This is a genomic window from Solwaraspora sp. WMMD1047 (genome assembly GCF_029626155.1).
Taxonomy (GTDB): domain Bacteria; phylum Actinomycetota; class Actinomycetes; order Mycobacteriales; family Micromonosporaceae; genus WMMD1047.
Genome location: NZ_JARUBL010000001.1, coordinates 3,180,077 through 3,201,783, shown reverse-complemented (window position 1 = coordinate 3,201,783; position 21,707 = coordinate 3,180,077). Strand labels below are relative to the sequence as shown.

16 protein-coding genes are annotated in these 21,707 nt (G+C 68.1%); 2 read left to right on the top strand and 14 right to left on the bottom strand.

The window, feature by feature from the left end; translation table 11 throughout:
* Positions 1-94: 94 nt before the first annotated feature.
* From O7627_RS14810 to O7627_RS14790, 5 genes are all read right to left on the bottom strand, one after another.
* Complete coding sequence (locus O7627_RS14810; RefSeq protein WP_278094085.1) at positions 95-1,555, bottom strand: NAD-dependent succinate-semialdehyde dehydrogenase; 1,461 nt, start codon at positions 1,553-1,555, stop codon at positions 95-97.
* Complete coding sequence (locus O7627_RS14805) at positions 1,552-2,532, bottom strand: NAD(P)-dependent oxidoreductase (RefSeq protein ID WP_278094084.1); 981 nt, start codon at positions 2,530-2,532, stop codon at positions 1,552-1,554. The genes O7627_RS14810 and O7627_RS14805 overlap by 4 nt, the downstream gene beginning before the upstream one ends.
* 61 nt (positions 2,533-2,593) lie before the next feature.
* Entirely contained in the window at positions 2,594-3,889 is a 1,296-nt protein-coding gene (locus O7627_RS14800; RefSeq protein WP_278094083.1) for a Xaa-Pro peptidase family protein, read from the bottom strand.
* A gap of 13 nt (positions 3,890-3,902) precedes the next feature.
* Entirely contained in the window at positions 3,903-4,907 is a 1,005-nt protein-coding gene (locus O7627_RS14795; RefSeq protein WP_278094082.1) for a transketolase C-terminal domain-containing protein, read from the bottom strand.
* The gene (locus O7627_RS14790; protein ID WP_278094081.1) at positions 4,900-5,706 is read right to left on the bottom strand and encodes a 1-deoxy-D-xylulose-5-phosphate synthase N-terminal domain-containing protein; all 807 of its coding nucleotides are present in this window, start codon (positions 5,704-5,706) and stop codon (positions 4,900-4,902) included. The genes O7627_RS14795 and O7627_RS14790 overlap by 8 nt, the downstream gene beginning before the upstream one ends.
* 267 nt (positions 5,707-5,973) lie before the next feature.
* Here O7627_RS14790 and O7627_RS14785 point away from each other — a divergent pair, with 267 nt between their 5' ends.
* Positions 5,974-6,765 (top strand): GntR family transcriptional regulator, encoded by a 792-nt coding sequence (locus tag O7627_RS14785; RefSeq protein ID WP_278094080.1) that lies wholly within the window; start codon positions 5,974-5,976, stop codon positions 6,763-6,765.
* 421 nt (positions 6,766-7,186) lie between these two features.
* Here O7627_RS14785 and O7627_RS14780 read toward each other — a convergent pair whose 3' ends face one another.
* The 9 genes from O7627_RS14780 to O7627_RS14740 form a co-directional block, all read right to left on the bottom strand.
* Entirely contained in the window at positions 7,187-8,632 is a 1,446-nt protein-coding gene (locus O7627_RS14780) for an RICIN domain-containing protein (protein ID WP_278094079.1), read from the bottom strand.
* 99 nt (positions 8,633-8,731) lie between these two features.
* Positions 8,732-10,399 (bottom strand): RICIN domain-containing protein, encoded by a 1,668-nt coding sequence (locus O7627_RS14775; RefSeq protein ID WP_278094078.1) that lies wholly within the window; start codon positions 10,397-10,399, stop codon positions 8,732-8,734.
* A 90-nt stretch (positions 10,400-10,489) separates the two neighbouring features.
* On the bottom strand, positions 10,490-12,016 hold the full coding sequence (locus O7627_RS14770; protein WP_278094077.1) for a family 43 glycosylhydrolase: 1,527 nt from the start codon (positions 12,014-12,016) through the stop codon (positions 10,490-10,492).
* Between the two features lie 33 nt (positions 12,017-12,049).
* Positions 12,050-13,456: a glycoside hydrolase family 43 protein gene (locus O7627_RS14765; protein WP_278094076.1), complete on the bottom strand. Its 1,407-nt coding sequence runs from the start codon at positions 13,454-13,456 to the stop codon at positions 12,050-12,052.
* 58 nt (positions 13,457-13,514) lie between these two features.
* Complete coding sequence (locus O7627_RS14760) at positions 13,515-15,056, bottom strand: family 43 glycosylhydrolase (protein WP_278094075.1); 1,542 nt, start codon at positions 15,054-15,056, stop codon at positions 13,515-13,517.
* A 428-nt stretch (positions 15,057-15,484) separates the two neighbouring features.
* Positions 15,485-17,005 carry an alpha-L-arabinofuranosidase C-terminal domain-containing protein gene (locus tag O7627_RS14755; protein WP_278094074.1) on the bottom strand — a complete coding sequence of 507 codons (1,521 nt, stop codon included), beginning with the start codon at positions 17,003-17,005 and terminating at the stop codon, positions 15,485-15,487.
* Between the two features lie 53 nt (positions 17,006-17,058).
* Entirely contained in the window at positions 17,059-17,934 is an 876-nt protein-coding gene (locus O7627_RS14750) for a carbohydrate ABC transporter permease (protein WP_278094073.1), read from the bottom strand.
* Positions 17,931-18,737: a sugar ABC transporter permease gene (locus O7627_RS14745; RefSeq protein WP_278094072.1), complete on the bottom strand. Its 807-nt coding sequence runs from the start codon at positions 18,735-18,737 to the stop codon at positions 17,931-17,933. Before O7627_RS14745 ends, O7627_RS14750 begins: the two co-directional genes overlap by 4 nt.
* Positions 18,738-18,877: 140 nt before the next feature.
* Positions 18,878-20,206: an extracellular solute-binding protein gene (locus tag O7627_RS14740; protein ID WP_278094071.1), complete on the bottom strand. Its 1,329-nt coding sequence runs from the start codon at positions 20,204-20,206 to the stop codon at positions 18,878-18,880.
* 249 nt (positions 20,207-20,455) lie between these two features.
* Here O7627_RS14740 and O7627_RS14735 point away from each other — a divergent pair, with 249 nt between their 5' ends.
* The gene (locus O7627_RS14735; RefSeq protein WP_278094070.1) at positions 20,456-21,487 is read left to right on the top strand and encodes a LacI family DNA-binding transcriptional regulator; all 1,032 of its coding nucleotides are present in this window, start codon (positions 20,456-20,458) and stop codon (positions 21,485-21,487) included.
* Positions 21,488-21,707 lie beyond the last annotated feature (220 nt).

Below are 21,707 nucleotides of genomic sequence, written 5' to 3'. Positions count from 1 at the left end.
TTAGCCAATTTCAAGAGAATCATGTGATGGATCACCTGTCAAGGTCCGTCGGGTGCCGTGATCAAGCCGTGGCCGGGTCCCGGTCCAGGCACCCCTACCAGGCAACCGCCACGTACTTCGGCTCCATGAACTCCTCGATGCCGGCATGGCCGCCCTCGCGCCCGAGCCCGCTCTGCTTCACCCCGCCGAAGGGCGCCGCCGGCTCGGAGACCAGCCCCTGGTTGAGGCCGACCATCCCGGTCTCCAGCGCCTCCGCCAGCCGCAGCCCGCGCGACAGGTTCCCCGTGTAGAGGTAGGCCACCAGGCCGTACTCGGTGGCGTTGGCGAGCGCGATCGCCTCCTCCTCCGTCTCGACCGCCACCACCGGCGCCACCGGGCCGAATATCTCCTCGGCCAGCACCGGCGCGCCACCCGGCACGTCGGCCAGGACAGTCGCCGGATAGAAGAAACCGTCGCCGCCCGGTGCCCGTCCGCCGGCCCGCAGCCGGGCCCCCGCGTCGACCGTCGCCTCGACCAGCTCGCCGACCTTCTCCCTGGCCGACGAGTTGATCAACGGGCCGAGGGCGACCTCGGGATCGAGCCCCGAGCCCATCCGTAGCCGACCCATCGCGGTGCTCAACCGGGACACGAACTCGTCCGCCACCGCCCGCTGCACGTAGAACCGGTTCGCGGCCGTACATGCCTGCCCACCGTTGCGCATCTTCGCCAGCATGGCGCCATCGACCGCCGCGTCCAGGTCGGCATCGTCGAAGACCAGGAACGGGGCGTTCCCGCCCAGCTCCATCGAGCAGCTCACGATCTGCTCGGCCGCCTCCCGCAGCAGCAACCTTCCCACCTCGGTCGAGCCGGTGAAGGAGAGCTTGCGCACCCGTGGGTCGCGCAACGCCGCCGACGACACCGCGCCGGCCCGCCGGCTGGGCACGACGTTGACCACCCCGTCCGGGACGCCGGCCGCCCGGAGCAGCTCACCGATGGCCAGCGCCGTCAGCGGCGTGTCACTGGCCGGCTTGAGCACCACCGAGCAGCCCGCCGCGAGCGCCGGACCGATCTTGCGGGTGGCCATCGCGGCCGGGAAGTTCCAGGGTGTGACGAGCAACGACACCCCGATCGGCTGGTGCGTGACCAGAATCCGGTTGCCGCTCGACGGCGCCCGCCCCAGGCTGCCGTCGAGCCGGACGGCCTCTTCGGCATACCAGCGGAAGAACTCGGCGGCGTAGGCGACCTCGGCACGGGCGTCGGCGATGGTCTTGCCGTTCTCCAGCACGATCAACCGGGCCACGTCGTCGGCGGCCTCGACCATCAACTCGTACGCCCGGCGCAGCGCCTCCGAGCGGTGCCGCGGGGTGGTGGCCGCCCAGTCCGGCCCGCTGGCCGCCGCCGCGTCGACCGCCATGATCATGTCGGCCGGGGAGCCGCTCGCGACCTCGGCGAGCACCGCGCCGGTCGCCGGATCGATCACCGGGAACCTGTCGGCCGCGGCGACCCGGTCGCCACCGATCAGCAGTTCGGTGGGGATCGGCCGGCCACCGACCCGGGGCAGCTCCGGCCCGCTCACTCGACACCACCTCCGCCCGCACCGGATCCGCCCGTACCCGATCCGGTACGGGCGGATCCGGCCGGGCCGGCGGCACCCGAACCATCCGGGTCGAGGCCGGCAGCGGCAGCCTGCACGTCGTACATCGCCAGGAAGTCCCGGTCCCGGAAACCGCGCCCGATCGCGACCTGGATGAGCTGGTGCACCAGGCTTCCCACCGGCATCGGCACCTCGTTGGCGCGGGCCGCGCCCAGGCCGAGATCGAAGTCCTTACGCAGCAGGGCCGTGGTGAAGGTCGGATTCCAGTCCCGGGAGATCAGGTCCGGGGTGCGCTTGCGGACCCAGTCGGAGGCGAGCACGGTGCCGTTGAGGAACTCCAGGAAGGCGGCCCGGTCCACACCCCCCTTCTCGGCCAGCGTGACCACCTCGACCAGCGACTCGACCACCATGCCGAGATAGAGGTTGTGGCAGAGCTTCACCAGTCGGCTCTGCTCGTCGGGACCGGCGTACACGACGGTTCGGCCGATCGCCGCCAGAAACGGCTCGGCCCGGTCGAAGGTCGCCCGCCCACCGGAGGCGACCAGGCTGGCACCACCCTCCGCGACGACGTGCGGGTTCCCACTCACCGGGGCGGCGAGGAACTCGACGCCGAGTTCGGCCGCCGCGGCGCGGACCTCCGCCGACACCTCCGCCGAGACCGTCGAGCAGTCCACGACGGTGCCGGGTCGGCCGCTGTCCCGGGAGAGCAGACCGGACCCGCCGAGCAGCACCTCCCGCAGGTCGTCAGGGGTGGAGACCATGACGAAGACAATGTCCCGGTCGACCAAATCGGTGATCTGGTCGACGACCGTGGCGCCCCGCCCGGCGAGCGGTTCGGCCTTGGCCCGGGTCCGGTTCCAGACCGCCACCGGGTGGCCGGCGTCCAACAGCCGGCCGGCCATCGCGGCGCCCATCCGGCCGGTCCCGAGCCAGCCCAGGGTCGGTGTGCTGCTGGTCATCACATCTCTCCTCGTCGAACGATTCCGATGCCGGCCCGATCCGGCGAAAGGCTGATCGGTGTCACCGCAGCAGGTCCACGCCGGCGGTGTACCGGATCCCCGTCACGTACAACTGGTCGGCGGGGAACCGGGTCAACAACTGGCAGCCGTCGGCGGTGACCACGACCTCCTCCTCGATCCGGGCGGCGGCGCTGCCGTCCGGCGTGGGCCAGTACGTCTCGATCGCGAAGACCATCCCCTGCTCCAGGGTCACCGGGTGCTCGAACGAGTGGTAACGGCTCATCAACGGCCGCTCCCAGTTCGACAACCCGAGCCCGTGGCAGTACTGCAGCCCGAACGCCTCCTCCTCGGAGGCGTAGCCGAACTCCTCGGCGGCGGGGAAGTGCCGCACCACGTCCGCCGAGGTCGCGCCGGGCCGGATCTCCGCGATGGCGTTGTCCATGAACTCCCGGGCCCGCTTGTACGCCTCGACCTGCGCCCGGTTGGCACCACCGACGTTGAAGGTCCGGTAGTAGCAGGTCCGGTAACCGTTGAAGGAGTGGATGATGTCGAAGTAGGCGGTGTCACCGGGCCGGATCAGCCGGTCCGAGAAGACGTGCGGGTGCGGGCTGCACCGCCCACCGGAGATCGAGTTGACCGCCTCGACCTCCTCCGAGCCCCGTTCGTAGAGGTAGCGGTTGACCAGGGCCACGCAGTCGTTCTCCCGTACGCCGGGCCGCAGTGCGCGGAACAGTTCCTCGTACGCCCCGTCGACCAGGCCGGCGGAGTGGTCGAGCAGGGCGATCTCGTCGGCGGTCTTCACCGCCCGCACGTCCTGCATGAAGCTGTGCCCATCGACGATCGAGAGCCCTTCGCGCTCCAGCGCCCGCAGTACCGGTAGTTCCACGACATCGACGCCGATCGGCTCGTCGGCGAGGCCGTGCTCGCGGAGGATCTGGGCCGCCCGGGCGGCGTTGCCGCGCTCGATACCGACCTCTTCCGGGATCGACCCCCGCCAGCTCGAGATCCCGGCCCGCCAGCTCTCCTTGCCGAACCAGGGCGCGAACTGCTGGTGGGTCCGGGCGGCCGAGCCGATGTCCCAGAGGATCGGCTCCTGCCCACGCATCACCAGCGCGCACCGGAAGAGCTTGTCCCGGGCCCAGTTCCCGATGTGGGTCCCGGTGGTGTAACGGATGTTGTTCATGTCGAAGAGGATCAGCGCGCCGAGGTCGGAGCGTTCGAAGGCGGCCTGGACCTTCGCGAACCGCTCATCCCGGAGCCGGGCGAAGTCGACCCGGTTCTCCCAGTCGACCCCCATGGTGGCGCCGAGTGAGGCGATCGGGCTGGTCTCGGCGGACGGTGCGTAGAAGCTGGTCATGATTCTCTCCGGATCAGACGGGCGAGTACTCGCCGGCGACGGGTCGCCCGGACGGCGCCTCGGGGGCGGGTCCGGTTCGGTCCAGGGCCGACCAGGCGGCGTCGACGATGGACTGGGTACGCAGGTGGTATGCCTCGAAGAGGTGGTGGGCGGTGAGCGCGCCCTCGGCGAAGGTGTCGCGTAACCCGACGCGGCGCAGCCGGGAGCCGAGTCCGGCCTCGGCCATGGCCTCGGCCACGGCCGAGCCGAGACCGCCGATGATGGTGTGGTTCTCGGCGGTGACGACCGCCCGGGTGCCGACGACGGCGGCGACGACGGTCGCGGTGTCCAGTGGTTTGACGACCGGCACGTGCACCAGGGCGCAGTCGACTCCGGCCGCGACGAGCAGGTCGGTGGCGGCGATGGCGGCGGGGAGCATCATGCCGTTGGCGATGACGACGGCCTCGGCGCCCTCGCGCAACCGGGTCGCCCGGTCCAGCCGGAACTCGTACTCCGAGTCGAAGATGACCGGGATCTCGCCCCGCTTGAGTCGCAGGTAGACGGGACCGGGGTGGTCCACGATCGCGGGCACCACCTGCCGGATCTCGGTGGCGTCGGCGGCGTCGATCACGGTCAGGTTCGGCAGCGCCCGCATCAGCGCCACGTCCTCGATCGCCTGGTGGCTGGGGCCGCCGGGGCTGGAGACCCCGGGCATGAAGCCGACGATGCGTACCGGCAGGTTCGGGTAGGCGATCGCGTTGACGATCTGGTCAAAGGGGCGCCGGGTAGCGAAGACGCCGAAGGTGTGCGCGAAGGGGACGAGTCCCTCGCGGGCGAGGGCGCCGGCGATCCCCATCATGTTCGCCTCGGCCATGCCGACGTTGACGAACCGCTCGGGCAGTTCGTCGCGGAAGAGGTCGACCTCACACTGGCGGGTGAGGTCGCCGGAGAGGCAGACGATCCGCTCGTCGGACCTGGCCAGTTCGAGCAGGGTCGAGCCGTACGGCTTGAGCACGGTGGGGTACGGCGGCCTACGCATAACTGGCCTCCAGTTCGGTGGTCGCCCGCGTAACGAGTTCCGGCGGCAGCTTGATGAAGTGCCCGTCGGTTCCCGCCGGCAGGCAGTTGAGGCCGTGCCGGGTGGAGGTACGGGCGACCACCACCGCGGGTCGGTCGACGGCGACCGCGCTGGCGAGCGCGCGGTCGAGCGCCACGGGGTCGTGTCCGTCGACGTCCTGTGCGTCCCAGCCGAACGAGCGCCACTTGTCGGCGATCGGGTCGATCGTGGTGATCCCGTCTACGGCCCCATCGACCTGCGAGTTGTTTGCGTCCAGCAGGACGACGACGTCGCGCAGCCGGTGGTGGCCGGCGAACATCGCCGCCTCCCAGACCTGCCCCTCCTCCAGCTCGCCATCGCTAAGCAGCGCGAACGTGCGGGCACCAGTTCGGGTCCGGATCTGGTCGGCGAGCGCGAAGCCGACCGCGGCTGAGAGGCCCTGCCCGAGCGAACCGCAGGTGAGGTCGACGGCCGGGGAGCGTTCGGTGCCGATCGCCTCCAGCCGGGACCCGTCGTGGCCGTACGTGCGCAGGTCGGCCTCGTCGAGCAGGCCGCGTTCCACAGCCGCGGCGAAGGCCGCGATCACGTAGTGTCCAGGCGAGATCACGATCCGGTCTGTGTCGGGACGGTAGACGCGGCCGTAGAGCACGGCGAAGACTTCGGCGGCGGAGAGTGCCTGGCCGAGATAGCCCAGCCCGTGCATGGCAACCATACGTACGGCGTGCAGCCGGATCCGGGCGGCCAGCCGGGGTAGCTCCTCGGCGGCCAGCGGCCAGGACATTTCAGGGCGGGACGGTGGTGACTCGGATGAGAGATTCATGCTAACCTCTACTGGTAAAGTGGCTAAGCCGCTTTAGTAAATACACAGGTCACAAGTCACGTCAACCCGCAGTCGGATCGACGTTCCGGAAGACTGCCGGGGGTGCTCGCGCGACTCGGCCGGCATGCGTAGGCTGGCTCCGCCGGTGGCGGCCGGCACCGAGACCAGCGACATGTCAGGCCGCGCGAGGCACCGGGTGAGCGCGGCGCAGCGCCAGGAAGGACCGAGATGACATCGACGGACGCCGCGTCAGCGGGCCGCGGGACCCGACCACGCAACGTGGTTGCGCTCGGCGCCGTCCGGCAGGTGACCAGCAACCGGCTCGCCGATGACGTGGCCGAACAGATCCGGCAACTGATCATCAGCAAGGATCTCGCCGAGGGCTCCCGACTCCCGTCCGAGCGGCACCTCGCATCGATGTTCGGCGCCAGCCGACCCATCGTCAGCCAGGCTCTGCGCTCGCTGTCGCTGATGGGGCTGGTCGAGATCAAACAGGGTTCTGGTGCGTACATCATGCGCCGACCCGAGTCGGCGATCGCCGCATCGGTGAACCTGATGCTCGACCTCGACCGACAGTCCCTGTCCCACCTGGTCGACCTGCGGCTCTGGCTGGAGACGCTTGGCGCCACCGAGGGGATCCGGCAATCCGGCGCCGACCTCGACCACGTCCGCACCGCGCTGCACCGGCTCAACGACAGCATGGCCGGTGGCACCTCCGCCTGGATCGCGGCCGACACCGTCTTCCACGCGGCGGTCGTACGGACCTCCGGAAACCCGTTCCTCACCTCGATCTACGAGGCGATCCACACCGCCGTCATCTCCTACGAGTACGAGGACTGGGTGAGCCGGGACCGGGTCCCCGAATGGCTGCTTCCCAGCAACGCCGACGCCCAGATGGCGATCCACAAGCCAATCCTCGACGCGATGGCGGACCGTGACGACGCCGCCGTACGCCGGGCGATCCGCCACCACCACGACGTGATGCTCCAGCACATCGAACGCAGCCGCGAGTCGCGCTGACACCGACCCGGCGAGCTTCTCGCGACAACAGCTCCGGCGCGAGGGGTTTGACGTCCGCGGGCATCTTGTTCGGCGCGTACCGGGGCATGCGTAATCCTCTCGGGCAAGATTCGCAACGACCGATAGGAACCGCCCCGGATCGAGGGGCCGGTTCTGTCAGCTGCTGCAGCAGCCCGCCCTCGCCAGTGAGCTGCAGACCCGCCGCACGGGCCTGTTCCACCACTCGGGGCGACGAGCTGATCGTCGGCCCCGTCTGCCACCGGCCGCGCCGGTCCACGCTTCGCCGCCTGGCCAGTATCGACCTCAGTGATCACGACCTTCGTCATCAGGTGTTACACCTTCGTCTTACAGTCCCGGGCCGTCCCGAACTCGATCTCGGGACGGCCCAGTTGATGCCGTGGTGCTGCGATGCGGGGACTGATCAGACGCTGATCCGGCCGGCCCCGGCGCCCGCCGTTACGACGGCCTTCACATTGCAGGCGGCGTCCATCTGGTACGAGTACGGGATGTTGGCGACGCTGCCGCCGGCCTGCCCGCCACCCGAGTTGACGAAGCAGTTGTTGCGGGCGACCAGGGCGCCGGGGCCGGACGAGCCCTCGCCCCGGTGGTACGGGTCGGCCGTGTTCTCGAAGTAGTTGCCCTCGACGAGCACTCCGGCGTTCATCGTCGACGCGACGCCGTAGCCACCGACGTTGCTGTACAGGTTGTTGTAGACGTGCACCGGATTGCCGAAGCGGACCCGCGGGTGGCGCTGGTTGGAGCCGTCGAACCAGTTGTGGTGGTAGGTGACCCGCAGGTGCCCGGTGTCCTGGCTGGCGTTGCTGTCGCTGTGGCCGAGCAGCATCGACTTGTCGTGGCCGTAGACCCGGTTCCAGGAGATGGTGACGAAGTCGGAGCCGCGCTTGACGTCGACGGCGCCGTCGTACCCGTTGGTGAAGCTGTTGTGGTCGACCCAGATGTTGGTCGCCGACTGTTCGACGTTAATCGCGTCGTCGTCCCAGTTTCGGAAGTTCAGGTTGCGGATGATGACGTTGCGATCCCCGTTGATGGTGAACCCGCAGCCGGAGATCGTCGCGCCGGCATTGCCGAGGATCGTCTTGTTGGAGCGGACCCGCAGCATGCCGGAGCAGGAGATCGTGCCGGACACCCGGATGACCGCGGCATTGGCCGAGCCGAGCGCGCTGGAGAGAGCGGACGCGCTGCTCACAGTGGTGGTCGCGGCGTTACCGCCGCCGCTGGTCCCACCGTTCTGGGTGGCCCAGCCGACCAGGCCCGTCTGGGGTGGTCCAGGATCTCCACCGCCGATGGGGACCAGTTGCCACTGCTGGTTGGCGCCGTCGAGGTCGGCGTACTGGGAGATTCGTCCGCCGTCGGCGGTCGACCACTCCCAGACCTCCAGGGCCTTGGCGGAGTGCCGGTTCACCAGACGGACGTAACCGCCGTCGGAGTCGAGGACCTGGAACTGCTGGTTGGTGGCGTTGAGGTCGGGCCACTGCCGGTACTCGGCGCCGTCAGCGGTGTTCCATTCCCACAGGTCGACCACCTTGCCGCTGTTCCGGTTCTGCAGCCGGTAGTAGCCGCTGCCGGAGGAGACGAAGCGGAACTGCTGCCAGGCGCCGTCGTTGCGGCTCCACTGCTGGATGGGTGCACCGTCGGCAGTCGAGGTGTCGGTGACATCGAGAACCTTGCCGCTGTGTCGATTGACCAGTACGTAGTAGGCATTGGTGTCGATGACCGCAGCCTGCGCCGGGGTCAGTGCGACTACCGCGCCGACCGTGCCGACGACCAGTGCGCCGACGGTGGCGATCGCGACCCGCCAGCGGCGCCGCGGTCGTTCTTGAGGAGGACTGGTAAGAGCGCTTGTCACAAGAGCCTGCCTATCGGTCGAGGTAATGGACGGCTGTGCCCTCGGCAGGGCACCGGTCCCCGCGTCGGGCCGCGCGGCCGCGGCCCGACGCGGAGCCGGTCAACACCAGGTCAGTGCCGAGTTGACCCGGGTGACGTTGCTGATCGTGTTGTTCGCCCCGCCGCAGGGGTTCTGGGTGATGTTGGTATTGGTGACGGTCAGGTTCTGGAACCGGATGCCCGAGGAGATCGGAAACTCCGTCCGCGACGAGATCCGCACCTCGCCGCCGCCCGTCACCGTGCCGGAGACTCCGGCGATGGTGACGTTGTAGCAGTTCTCCACGAGGATCGCGTTGTTCCCGGTGTTCGAGATCGTCACCCGGTCGATGACCGCGCCACCGGACTCCGAGACACAGAAGATTCCCCGCCCGCCGCCGGACGCGATCACGTTCCCCACCCGGATGTTGGTCGGGTACGAGCTACCCACCCGACCGTTACGGTTGGCCATCCGGAACGCCGCGTACCCGGTCCCGGTCCCGGCACCCTGCGCGTCGACCGTCCCCACGGTGGCGTTGATGGTGTCGTTGAGCAGCAGACCCGAATAGCCGGTGTTGCGCGCGGTGACCGTGCCGACGGTCAGACCGTCCACGCCGTACGTCTCCACCCCGTGGGCGCCGGTCCCGGAGACGTAGACGGTGTCGATTCGCACGTTGCGCACCTTGACCGCCCGGTCGCCGCCGTGGTTGTCGACCCGGACTCCCAGGCCGCCCGAGAGCCGCATGTCGATCTGCCCGAGGGTCAGGTTGTTCACGTTGCGCATGAAGATCCCGTACAGCGGCGATCCGGTGAGGGTCAGGTTCTGCACCTCGACGTCGGTGGTTCCGCGGGAGTAGACCGGTGCGTAGTCACCCGATCCTGAACCGGTCACGTTGATCGTGCCGCACACCGCCAGCGTGGTGTACGACGGCAGCGACAGCCGCGATCCCGCGCTCATCGAACCGGAGCCCCGCACCACCACCCGCTGCTTGGCGGTTCGTCCAGCTGACAGCGAGTTCACCGCGGCCTGCATCGCGGACAGCATGTTCGAACCGGAGTACACGGTCGACGATCCGTTGCGGGACGTCCAGGTGCTTCCGTTCAGCACGGCCTCGGCCTGGAACGAGCCGCTGCCGCAACCGGTGCCCGGGGGCGGGGTGGTCGGCGGGCCACCGGCGCCCACCCGGACCATCTGCCACTGCTGGTTGGCGCCATTGAGGTCGGCGTACTGGCTGATTCGGGCGCCGTCGGCGGTCGACCACTCCCAGACCTCCAGGGCCTTGGCGGAGTGCCGGTTGATCAGCCGGATGTAGCCCCCGTCGGAGTCGAGGACCTGGAACTGCTGGTTGGTGGCGTCGAGGTCGGGCCACTGCCGGTACTCCGCACCGTCCGCGACGTTCCACTCCCAGAGGTCGACGACCTTGCCGCTGTGGCGAGCCTTCAGGCGGTAGTAACCGCTGCCGGAGGAGACGAACTGGAACTGTTGCCACTCACCGTCGTTGCGTGTCCACTGTTGGATCGCCGCGCCGTCGTCGACCGCGGTGTCCCGGACGTCGAGGGCCTTGCCGCTGTTGCGGTTGATCAGCACGTAGTAGGCACTGGTGTCGATGGTGGCCGCCTGCGCCGACGGCGCGACCACCACAGCCACCCCGACCGCGCCGGCGAGCGCTGCCACCAGGGTCAGCACCAGACCTGCTCGTCGGACCCGGCGACCTGGCCGGCCTGGTGGTGATGTCACTGCGGGGTTGAACATCGTTGGACCTCCGGAATGGTGACGAAAGGTGGTGGGAGGGGTGTGGACATCCCGGTGGGCAGGCTGTGCCCGCCCACCGGGGCGGTCGAATCAGTACACGTAGGGCCAGGCGGCGGCGTCGTAGCCGATGCGGTTGATGCCGAGCAGCGACCGACCGTTGTCGGCGTAGTAGTGGTAGAACAGGTAGTCGCCGTCGGTGTCGGCGAGGAACGCCTGGTGCCCCGGACCGTGGATGCTGCCGTGCGAGGCCAGGACCTGGGTGCCGCCCCCGGAGAGCATGTCCCGGCCGGCGCGGTCGATGAACGGCCCGGTCGGGCTCGCCGACCGGCCGACCATGATCCGGTACGTGCTACTGGCGCCCTGGCAGCAGCGATCGAACGAGACGTACAGGTAGTACCACGAGCCCCGCTTGACCAGGATCGGCGCTTCGATGCCGGGGCCGTAGTTGGCGAGGCTGTGCATGGTGGTGCCGAGCCGGCGGCCGGTGGCCGGGTCGATCTGGATCATCTTGATGCCGGACCAGAACGAGCCGAAGCTCAACCACCAGCGGCCCTGGTCGTCAACGGTCAGATTCGGGTCGATGGCGTTGAAGTTGTCCGAGGTCCGCGATTCGATGACCAGCCCGTCGTTGGTCCAGCTCCCGGAGGTCCCGGTGGTGCTGGTGGCCAGGAAGATCGCCGAGCGGTTGGAGCCGAAGGTCGACGCCGAGTAGTACAGGTAGTAACGGCCGTTGCGGTAGCTCAGGTCCGGCGCCCAGAGGTTACGCGCGCCCCCGGTGTACGTGGTGGTCCACGGCGCGCCCCCGGGGAAGGCGGCGCCCGCGTTGCGGTAGGTGACCCGGTCGGTGGAGGTCTTCAATGCGACGTTGTCACCGGTGTGCGCGACGAGATAGGTGCCGTCGGGTCGTTTGACCACGGTCGGGTCGTGAACCCCGGTGTCCCCGGCGACCCTGCCGGGTTGCGGGTAGGCCGGGGGCGGGGTGCCCGTCGGTGGGGATGGCGTGCCGGTCGGTGGGGGCGGGGTGGTGGAGCCGGGTGGGGTGGTCGGTGTGCCGCCGCCCAGCCGGACCAACTGCCACTGCTGGTTGGCACCGTCGGTGTCGGAATAGCCAGCCAACCGGCCCCCATCAACCGTCGACCACTCCCACACATCGATGACCTTGCCCGACTGCCGGTTCACGAACCGCACGAACCCACCCGCGGAATCCTGCAACCGGAACTGCTGCGTCGCCGACGACCGATCACTGCTCTGCACCAACTGGGTACCATCGCTGCCGTTCGGCAACTCCAGCACCTTCCCACTGTGCCGCGACCGCACCTTGTAGAACCCACCACCGGCATCCACAAACTGCCACTGCTGCACCGCGAGATCGTTACGCGCCCACTGGTTCACCGGCGCGTTCTCCGCCGTCGACCAGTCGAACAGATCCATCGCCTTACCACTGTGCCGGTTCACGAACACATACGACGCCGAGGTGTCCACCGTCGCCGCCGAAGCCGACGGCAACCCGTACACCACCCCCGTACCAAGCAACAACGCCGCCACACCCACGGCCGCCCCCACCCGCCAACCCCGCCACCGCGACCCCACCCGCGGCACCCGATCCATCCCTATCATCGATATCTCCTTTGTGGTGAAATGGCGCACGGTTCAGTAGCCGACCTGGAAGGTGGCATCCGCCCGGTCAGCGGCGCTCGAGGAGGCGCCGAGCGGATCGATGCGCAGAACGTAGTTCGCGTGTCGGATGTAGTAACTGGTGAAGTTGTGTGAGCGGAACGAGGCCCATCCGCCGTCGGCGAGGCCGGCGGTCCGATGGAAGGTGGCGTCGCCGGCGAATCCGGAGGAGCCGTCGTTGGCCGCCAGGACGAGGACGTAGTTGCTGTGCCGCAGGTACTGGCCGGGGTAGTTGACCGACTCGAACGACACACCCGACGAGTTCGCCAGGCCCGGACGCAGGCGCCACTGGGCATCGGCGTAGGGATCGAACGGGTAGGGGTCGATCCGGGCGGCGTTGCTGGCGTGGCGGATCAGGTGGTCGGGGAAGTTGTACGACTTGAACCGGTTCCAGGACGGCGCCCCCCACCGGGACAGCATCGCCGCGTGTTCGGCGGCGGTGATCGGTGCGATGGTGGGATGCTTGGCGTTGAGCGGCTGGGTGTAGCGCTCCTTACCCAGCGGGCTCCAGCCGTTGCTGTTGATGTCGCCGCTGCGCCACACGTACAGCTCACCGTTGTTCGGGGAGAACGAGTCGCCCCAGAGGAACCATTCGTTCCGGTCGTTGGCCTTGACCACGATCGGTGCCTCGATGCCACCGTTGACCACGCCGCTGGTGTACGTGCCCCGGTCGAAGCTGCGGGGGGCGAGGCTGCTCGACCGGGCGCCGTAGAGCCGGCCGTCGGCGAAGCTCTTGTAGTACAGGTAGTTCGCCCCGCTGCCGACGTGCATGGTGGCGTCCAGCACGTCGAATCCCGGGTCGAAGTAGAGCTGATGGGCGCTGACCGTCCGGAAGTCGGTGGTGTAGTTGACGTAGAAGGCATCCCGATTGCCGCTGCGCGCGGAGTACAGGATTCCGTACTGGCTCCGCGAGGCGTCCCAGAACGCCTCCGGCGCCCAGGTGTGGGTCGGCATCGTGTGCATCCGCACCCGGCGGTAGCCGGTGAAGCTGCGCAGATCCGGCGAGTCCCAGATGTGGATGTACTGGTTCTGCTGGGTGAAGTCGGTGCCCCGCAGGTCGGTGGCGACCACGACGAAGGTGTTGTCCTGCTTGCGCATGATGAACGGATCACGCAGACCGCCGGTGCCGGCGGTGGGGGTGACGACCGGGTTGTTCTGGTTCAGCGGGGTCCAGTTGAGGCCGTCGGTGCTGATGGCCAGGTGCAGACCGTAGTTGTTGGCCACCGAGTTCGGTGACTCGGTGAAGTAGCCCATGACGTAACCGCCGTAGGCGGGAGCTGCCAGGGCGGGCGCGGCGCGGAACAGCAGGCCGGTGCCGGCTGCCATCGTCGCCGACGCGCCGGCGGACAGTAGGGTGCGTCGGGAGACCATCGGAGTTCTCATTTCCGGCCCGACGATGCGGGCCTGGTACGTGTCTGCCGTGCGGAACGGCGACGCGGGTTCATTCGCCGGCGGGAGCGGTGAGGGCTACCCCGAGCCGGACGGGTGTGCCGAAGTTCGGGGTGCCGTCCGCGTTCCAGGTGAACTTCTGGGCCCGGGTCGAACGGTTCATGTCGCAGCCGCCGCCGGCCGAGTCGTTGGCGTGGTAGACGATCCAGCTCTCGGTGCCGTCGGGTGAGGTGAAGAACCCGTTGTGACCCGGCGCGTAGACGCCGTTGGCGTCGTTGCGTTGGAAGACCGGGTTCGGCGCCTTGGTCCAGTGCGCCGGGTTGAGCGGGTCACTACCGGTGAAGGTGAGCAGGCCGAGCTTGTAGTCCGGCCCCCAACAGGCGCTCGCCGAGTAGACGATCATCGTGCGTCCGTTGCGGTAGAGCGGCTCCGGGCCTTCGTTGACGGGGTGGGTCTGCCGCTCCCAGGACAGGGTCGGGGTACTCAGCCGGACCCGGTTGCCCGACAGCGTCCAGGGGTTGCTCATCGGGGTGATGAACAGGCTCTGCCCGTAGCTGCCACCGGCGTTGTACGTCCCCATGAGGTAGAGCCGGTTGTTGACGGTGAGGATGCTCGCGTCGAGCTGCCAGTCGTTGCCGAGGTCGGCTCGGAACGTGTACGGACCCATCGGGTCGGTTCCGGCGCTCTCCAGCACGTGCAACCGCTGGGTCGGGTTGAAGTCGCTCACGTTCTGCCCGGCGGTGTAGTAGAAGTACCACCGTGGCCCGTTCGGACCGTTGATCAGGTGGAACTCCGGCGCCCACATGTTGCAGCAGCCGTTGGGCCGCCCGGACAGGTTGAAGATCACCTGATCCTGGGCGGTGGCCAGCCCGGCGAGGGTGGTGGAGCGGCGCATGGTGATCGTCGAGTTCCACGTCGTCGTGGCGAGGTAGTAGACACCGTTGTGCACCTGGAGCCAGGGGTCGGGGCCGTTACGCTTGATCGGGTTGGTGAAGGTCCGACTGCCGCCGGGTGGGGTGGTCGGGGTGCCGCCGCCCAGCCGGACCAACTGCCACTGCTGATTGGCACCGTCGGTGTCGGAATAGCCAGCCAACCGGCCCCCGTCAGCCGTCGACCACTCCCACACATCGATGACCTTGCCCGACTGCCGGTTCACGAACCGCACGAACCCACCCGCGGAATCCTGCAACCGGAACTGCTGCGTCGCCGACGACCGATCACTGCTCTGCACCAACTGGGTACCATCGCTGCCGTTCGGCAACTCCAGCACCTTCCCACTGTGCCGCGACCGCACCTTGTAGAACCCACCACCGGCATCCACAAACTGCCACTGCTGCACCGCAAGATCGTTACGCGCCCACTGATTCACCGGCGCGTTCTCCGCCGTCGACCAGTCGAACAGATCCATCGCCTTACCACTGTGCCGGTTCACGAACACATACGACGCCGAGGTATCCACCGTCGCCGCCGACGCCGACGGCAACCCCGACACCACCCCCGCACCAAGCAACAACGCCGCCACACCCACAGCCGCCCCCGCCCGCCAACCCCGCCACCGCGACCTCACCCGCGGCACCTGATCCATCCCTGTCATCAAAGACCTCCTGCGATTGGTCATATCCGACTCGCGACATACGAGCCGTTAGCCCGGCGATCCGCATTCCCTAAAGGACGCACGTCTGCCTGCCCCCGCGGCTCGGACGGTTGCGGCGCATGCCTGATAGGCGGAGGCGAACGCGAGCCGTACAACCATGGCAGCGACGTTACATCCGAGTTACACGTCAATGTTTGCGCTAACATCGGCGTCCGTCAAGCTATCTCGAGCATTGAAAACTGTCGAAATATTTCCGGTAATTGCCTGCGCTTGACAAGGATGCAGCCCACCACCGAAAGGGTTTCACGGGAGGGCGGCTGAAGCCCCGGATACGCAAGCAGAAATGACGCCCGGTATCCACGGCGAACGCCGGGCGTCATTTCCGCTCAAGCCGGCGGGGCCGGCAGGGTAGCGATCGTCGGGACGACTCAGTCCGTAGTTCCCGCGGACAGGCGCAGGGCCGTCCATGACACGGGCGGCAGCACGATCCGCGCGCTACCGTCCCGGACCGAAAGCTGCCGGTTGGCTCGCAACACCACCCGATCCGGGTGTTCCACGGTGTTGGTCAGGCGGATGTCATCGTCGTACAGGCTCGACGCGCCCCCCTGCCAGGCCACCGGACCGAAGCGGCCCAGATCGACAGTGAGCTCCACCGGCTGGGCGAGGTCACGGTTCACCACAAAGACCGCCACGTCGCCCGATGCCGAATCATGGGTGGCGACCGCGTCGACGACCGACGCCTCGCCGTAGCGATCGGTCTGGTACCCCGGAGCATCGACCACCGTACGCAGCACGTCGCCGCGGGCCAGCGCCGCCGTCCGGGCGAACGGGTGGAAGATGCTCTGTCGCCAGGCCGGTCCGCCCGGTTCGGCGCGGATCGGAGCGATCACGTTGACCAGTTGAGCCTGGCAGGCGGCGGTGACCCGGTCACTGTGACGCAACAGCGAGATGAGCAGGTTGCCGACGACGACCGCGTCGGCGACGTTGTACTCGTCCTCGATCACCCGTGGGCCGACCTGCCACTCGTCCACGGGTGGCTGGTTCTGGAAGCGGGAGAGATACCAGACGTTCCACTCGTCGAAGGAGAGCTGGATCTTCTTCTTGCTGCGCAGCCGGGCACCGATGCTGTCGGCGGTGGCCACGATGCTGTCCACGAAATGATCCATGTCGGTGGCGCAGGCGAGGAAGGAGCCGAGGTCGCCGTCGTACTCCTCGTAGTAGGCGTGGCAGGAGAGGTAGTCCACCAGGTCGTAGGTGTGCTCCAGGACGGTGGCCTCCCACGCGCCGAAGGTCGGCATGGCGGATCCGGAACTACCGCAGGCGATCAGCTCCAGGCCCGGCTCGGCCGCGCGCAGCGCCCGGGCGGTGGCGGCGGCGAGCTGCCCGTACGCCTCGGCGTTCTTGTGCCCGAGTTGCCACGGGCCGTCGAGCTCGTTGCCCAGGCACCACATCCGGATGCCGTAGGGCTTCTCGGCGCCGTTGGCCCGGCGCAGCTCGGCCAGGTGCGTGCCGGCGGGATGGTTGACGTACTCGTGGACGTCGAGTGCCTCCTGGACGCCCCTGGTGCCGAGGTTCACCGCGTACATGATCTCGACGTCGGCCTTGGCTGCCCACCGGGCGAACTCGTCGATGCCGACCTCGTTGGTCTCCACGCTGTGCCAGGCCAGGTCACGGCGGTGGGGGCGGCGGTCCCTGGGCCCGATCCCGTCCTCCCAGCGGTACCCGGAGACGAAGTTGCCGCCCGGGTAGCGGACCGTCGTCACCCCGAGTTCACGGGTCAGCGCCAGGACGTCGGCGCGGAACCCGTCCTCGTCGGCCGACGGGTGACCTGGCTCGTACAGGCCGGTGTAGACGCAGCGGCCCATGTGCTCGACGAAGGTGCCGAAGGTACGGCGGCTCACCGGGGCCACGACGGCGGTGGGATCAAGCGTGACGTGAGCGATGCGCATCTGCCGTCCTTCACGACGAGGTGGTCGGCCGCCGGTGCTCCCGGACCGATCGGTCATTTCAGGGCACCGATGGTCAGGCCGCCGCGCCAGTGCCGCTGCAGCAGGAGGAAGGCCGCGATCAGGGGGAGGATCGCCACCAGCGAGCCGATGACGACGACGTTGAACAGGGCGGGACCACCGTTGCCCAGAGTGGCCGACTGATACCACGAACGTAGACCGACGGTGAGCGGGTAGAGGTTCTGGTCGCTGAGCATCACCAGTGGCAGGAAGAAGTTGTTCCAGGTCGCCACCATGGAGAAGAGCCCGACCGTGACAAGCGCCGGGCGCATGGTGGGCAGCGCCACGCTACGGAAGACCCGAAACTCCCCCGCACCGTCTACGCGGGCGGCCTCGAGCATCTCGTCAGGCACCGAGTCGTGGGCGTAGACCCGCAACAGGTACACCCCGAACGGGTTGAGCAACGACGGCAGGATCACCGCCCACACCGAATCGATGAGCCCGGCCTCGGCCATCAGCAGGTACGTCGGCAGGACCAGAGCCGTCGCCGGCACCATGATGAGGCCGAGCAGCAATCCGAACAGCGCGTTGCGCCCGGGGAAGCGCAACTTGGCGAAGGCATAACCGGCCAGGGCGGCGATCGCGGTGGCTCCGACGCCGCTGACGACGGCGTACAGCGCCGAATTGCCGAGCCACCTGAGGTAGAGGCCGTCGTCCTGAGTGAACAGGAGTCGGAGGTTGTCGACGAGATGCAGGTCGCTGAACCAGAGTGGAGCCGAGCCGAACAATCCGTCGTTGTCCTTGGTTGCCGCGACAAGCAACCACCAGAACGGCAGCAGAAAGTAGACGACGAAGAGCGCCATCACCGCGCGCGCGAGAATGACGCCGCCACTGGACGCCCCCGAATTGGTCCGGGTAGCCGGAGCGGTCATCGCAGCGAACTCCTCTTCCTCATGGCGAACAGGAAGATGTACGAACCGACGAAGACCACTGCGCCGAGCAGAAAGGATATCGCGGCGGCGTAGTTGTACTGCTGGTAGGAGAATGCCTGGTTGTAGGCGTAGACATTTGGCGTGTAGCTCGTGGTGATCGCGCCAGGATTGAGCGGCTGCAGGACGAGCGGTTCGGTGAAGAACTGGAGCGTGCCGACTATCGTGAAGACGGTGCAGAGCACCAGGGCGGCCGAGATCATCGGCGTCTTGATCCGCAGCGCGATCTGCACCGCCCCCGCGCCGTCGATCCTGGCGGACTCGTAGACCTCCCTCGGCACGCCCTGGAGCGCGGCGTACAGCACGATCATGTTGTAACCGGCCCACTGCCAGGTGACGAGGTTGCCCAGCGAGGCCAGGACGGTGTCGCCGGCCACGAAGTCCAATCCGGTGAACCGGAACGGACCGGTGTTCTGGCTGTAGAGGAAACCCCACATCAGAGTGCCGATGACCACCGGTACCGCGTACGGGACGAATGCCGCCAGTCGCAGGGTCCGGGCCAGGCGCGAGCCGGCGCCGTCCACCAGCAGGGCGAGCAGGAGGGCGATGCCGATCATCACCGGTGTCTGCACGAGCCCGAAGACGATCACGCGCAGCACGCCCGAGCGGAATTCGGGGTCACCGAGGGCCTGCCGGTAGTTGTCGGCCGCCGCGAACACCTCCCCCTCCAGGAGAGTGGAGCGGTACAGGCTGAGCTTCGCCGCGTACCCCATGGGCAGCAGCAGGAACACGACCAGCAGCACCACGAACGGGGCGACGAAAAGCCATCCGACAGCCGCCTGCCGGTCGAGCCTGCGCCTCCTGACGACGGGCCGCCGGCTGCCCGAAGGGCCGACGGGCCCCGCGGCTGCCGGCCTGGCAGCCGCGGGAAGTTGTCGGATCCGGGTCATGGGGAGACCTTGAAGCCCTGCTTCGACGCGTACGTCGTGACGCCCTGCTGGACGACGTCGAGTGCGTCCGGCCAGGCCGTCTTCCCCTCCACCGCCTGTCCCATCGCGGTGGTCAGCTCGTTGAAGCTGAAGCTGTTGAAGGGGCTCCAGTCGAACTCCTCGATGCCGTTGTACGCCGGCACGAACACCTCGTTGACCTTCTGCCCGCCAAAGAACTCGTACTCCTTGGTCCGGAAGTAGTCCCAGTCCAGGATCGGCGCGGCGGTGGGGAAGAGGAACGCCTCGTCGATGCCGATCTTCCAGGCGTCCTTGTTCGCTCCGAAGATCTCCATGGCCACCCTGGTGGCCTGCTCCGGGTGCTTCGTCTGATCGGTCACGGCGAACGAGGAGCCACCCCAGTCACCCTGCGCGTTCTCCCCCGCGTTCCACTGGGGCAGGGGTGCCGCGCGCCACTTGCCGGCCGTCGTCTTCGCCACGCTCGCCAGGTAGCCGGGTCCCCACCCCGCAGCCAGGTAGGTCGCGTACTTCCCGCTGGCCAGCCCGTTGTAGAAGTCCGTCGTCCCGTAGGCGGTGGTGTCGGCAAGACCGGCGTCGACCATCTCCTCCCAGTAGGCCATCACCTTCTTGGCCGGCTCACTGTTGATGTTCACATCGATGTTCTCGGGGTCCGCGATGTCGTAGCTGAACGGCCTGGCTCCGGCCTGCCACATCAACCCCGTCATGAAGCCGCCGTCGTTCGCCCCGAAGTCGGTCATGAAGCTGTCCGGCGCCGCGGCCTTCAACTTCTGCGCCTGCTCCCGGAACTCGGCCCAGGTCTTCGGCACGCTCAGCCCGTGCTGGTCGAAGATGTCCTGCCGGTACAGCATTGCCATCGGTCCGGCGTCCACCGGGATGGCGTAGACGGCGTCGCCGTTGCTGACCTGCTTCCACGCCCAGTCGACGTAGTCTCCCCTGATGTCGTTGGCACCGTACTTGCCCATGTCGACGAGGTGCCTGGTGAGCTGGAAGGTCGGCAGTTCCTGGAACTCGAGCATCACCACGTCCGGCGCACCCTTGCCCGCCTTGAGCGCCGTCTGCAACTTCGTGTACTGGTCCTGACCGGTACCCGCGTTGGTCCACTCGATCCTGATGTCGGTGTGCGTGCGGTTGAACAGGTCGACCACGCCCTGGAAGGCCGGATACCACGCCCACACCTTGATCGTCACCGGACCGTCGTCCTGCCTGCCACCACTGTCGGAACTGCACGCCGCCAACAGCAGGACGGCGACGGCCATCACCGCCGCGGCCAGCGGCTTTCGTCTTGAACTGAAAACTCTGGCGCTCACTCGGTTCCTCCATCGGGGATCGGCTGCGCCCGCAGCCGCAGGTATCTGTCACGTAGGCCGGTCAAGGCGCGAACGCACAACGATCGACCGCCGGGGCAGCGGTTGCCTCGGGCCGCGCCGCACCTACCCCTGGCATCTACTACTATCTTTGCAGCGCTGCAAAGACAGCATGCCCGGGACATCGATGGACGGCAAGGGGTAACCTTCCGGAAACTTGGTGGGCCTCCGGCGGGGAAAGGGAGACCACAAATGCGACGAGATGTCACCTTACGTGAGGTTGCCGAACTGGCCGGGGTCTCCAGCCGGACGGTGTCCAATGTCGTCAACGGGTACGCGAACGTCACCGAACGCACTCGCGCCCGGGTCGTCGAGGCCGTCGAGCAGCTCGGCTATCGGCCAAATGTCCTGGCCCGCAACCTCGCCCAGGGCCGCTCCGGGCAGATCGCCTTCGTCGCCCCCTACCTCGACACGCCGTACTTCTCCGAGCTGCTGCAGGGCATCATCCGGGCCGCCCGCGCCGAGGGGTACAACGTGCTCATCGACCAGACCGACGGCGACCCCGAACACGAGCGGATGCTCATCAGCCACGGCCGCAGCAGGCTGCTCTTCGACGGCGTCATCTTCAGCCCGCTCGGCCTCGACCAGCGGGCCCTTACCGATCACCATCCCGATCTCCCGCTGGTGATCCTGGGTGAACGGGTCAGCCAGGAGACGTTCGACCATGTCGGCATCGACGACATCGCGGCGTCCCGACAGGCCACCGAGCACCTGCTCGACCTCGGTCGCCGGCGCATCGCCGCGATCGGTGACCAGCCGTACCCCACCGGTGAGGCCGCCCAGCTGCGCACCCGCGGCTTCCGCGAGGCGCACGAGGGGCGTGGCGTGGCCGTGAACGAGGAACTGATCATCTCGACCCCACGGTTCAACCGCGCCGACGGCGCCGGCGCGATGCACCACCTGCTTGACCTGCCGGAGCCTCCCGACGCCGTGTTCTGCTACAGCGACCTCGTCGCGCTCGGCGCGATGCACGTCCTCGCCGCACGCGGCCTCCGGGTGCCCGAAGACATCGCGGTGATCGGCTACGACGACATTGAGGACGGCGCGTACTCGAACCCACCGGTGAGCACGATCTCTCCCGACAAGGAGATGATCGCGAAGACGGCCGTCGAACGCGTACTACTGCGCATCGCCAGCCGGACGCCGCCGCCCGGCCTGGAACTACGCGCCCCACACCGGCTCGTCGTACGGGAGAGCACCATCGGACGCGTCGTGGCGGACTGAGCTTCCCCCGTTCCCGGACATCTGGGGTGAGGTGGCCGGCGGCTTCCGGGAAGGATGTCGTCCATGCCTGCACACACCCTGCAGAGTTTCGGCAGCGGGCCGTCTCGCTGGCGCGTACCGGGGAGAAACCGATCGCCGTGGTGGCGAAAGGAACTGCAGATCTCCGACCAGTAGCGGCATGGCAACCTGCCGAGTCAAGGAGTCCAACAGCGGCGTGCTA

Coding starts and splice junctions, on each gene's coding strand:
- O7627_RS14805 (WP_278094084.1), bottom strand. CDS start 2,532: ATGACCAGCAGCACACCGACCCTGGGCTGGCTCGGGACCGGCCGGATG.
- O7627_RS14800 (WP_278094083.1), bottom strand. CDS start 3,889: ATGACCAGCTTCTACGCACCGTCCGCCGAGACCAGCCCGATCGCCTCA.
- O7627_RS14795 (WP_278094082.1), bottom strand. CDS start 4,907: ATGCGTAGGCCGCCGTACCCCACCGTGCTCAAGCCGTACGGCTCGACC.
- O7627_RS14790 (WP_278094081.1), bottom strand. CDS start 5,706: ATGTCCTGGCCGCTGGCCGCCGAGGAGCTACCCCGGCTGGCCGCCCGG.
- O7627_RS14785 (WP_278094080.1), top strand. CDS start 5,974: ATGACATCGACGGACGCCGCGTCAGCGGGCCGCGGGACCCGACCACGC.
- O7627_RS14775 (WP_278094078.1), bottom strand. CDS start 10,399: ATGTTCAACCCCGCAGTGACATCACCACCAGGCCGGCCAGGTCGCCGG.
- O7627_RS14770 (WP_278094077.1), bottom strand. CDS start 12,016: ATGATAGGGATGGATCGGGTGCCGCGGGTGGGGTCGCGGTGGCGGGGT.
- O7627_RS14765 (WP_278094076.1), bottom strand. CDS start 13,456: ATGAGAACTCCGATGGTCTCCCGACGCACCCTACTGTCCGCCGGCGCG.
- O7627_RS14760 (WP_278094075.1), bottom strand. CDS start 15,056: ATGACAGGGATGGATCAGGTGCCGCGGGTGAGGTCGCGGTGGCGGGGT.
- O7627_RS14755 (WP_278094074.1), bottom strand. CDS start 17,005: ATGCGCATCGCTCACGTCACGCTTGATCCCACCGCCGTCGTGGCCCCG.
- O7627_RS14750 (WP_278094073.1), bottom strand. CDS start 17,934: ATGACCGCTCCGGCTACCCGGACCAATTCGGGGGCGTCCAGTGGCGGC.
- O7627_RS14735 (WP_278094070.1), top strand. CDS start 20,456: ATGCGACGAGATGTCACCTTACGTGAGGTTGCCGAACTGGCCGGGGTC.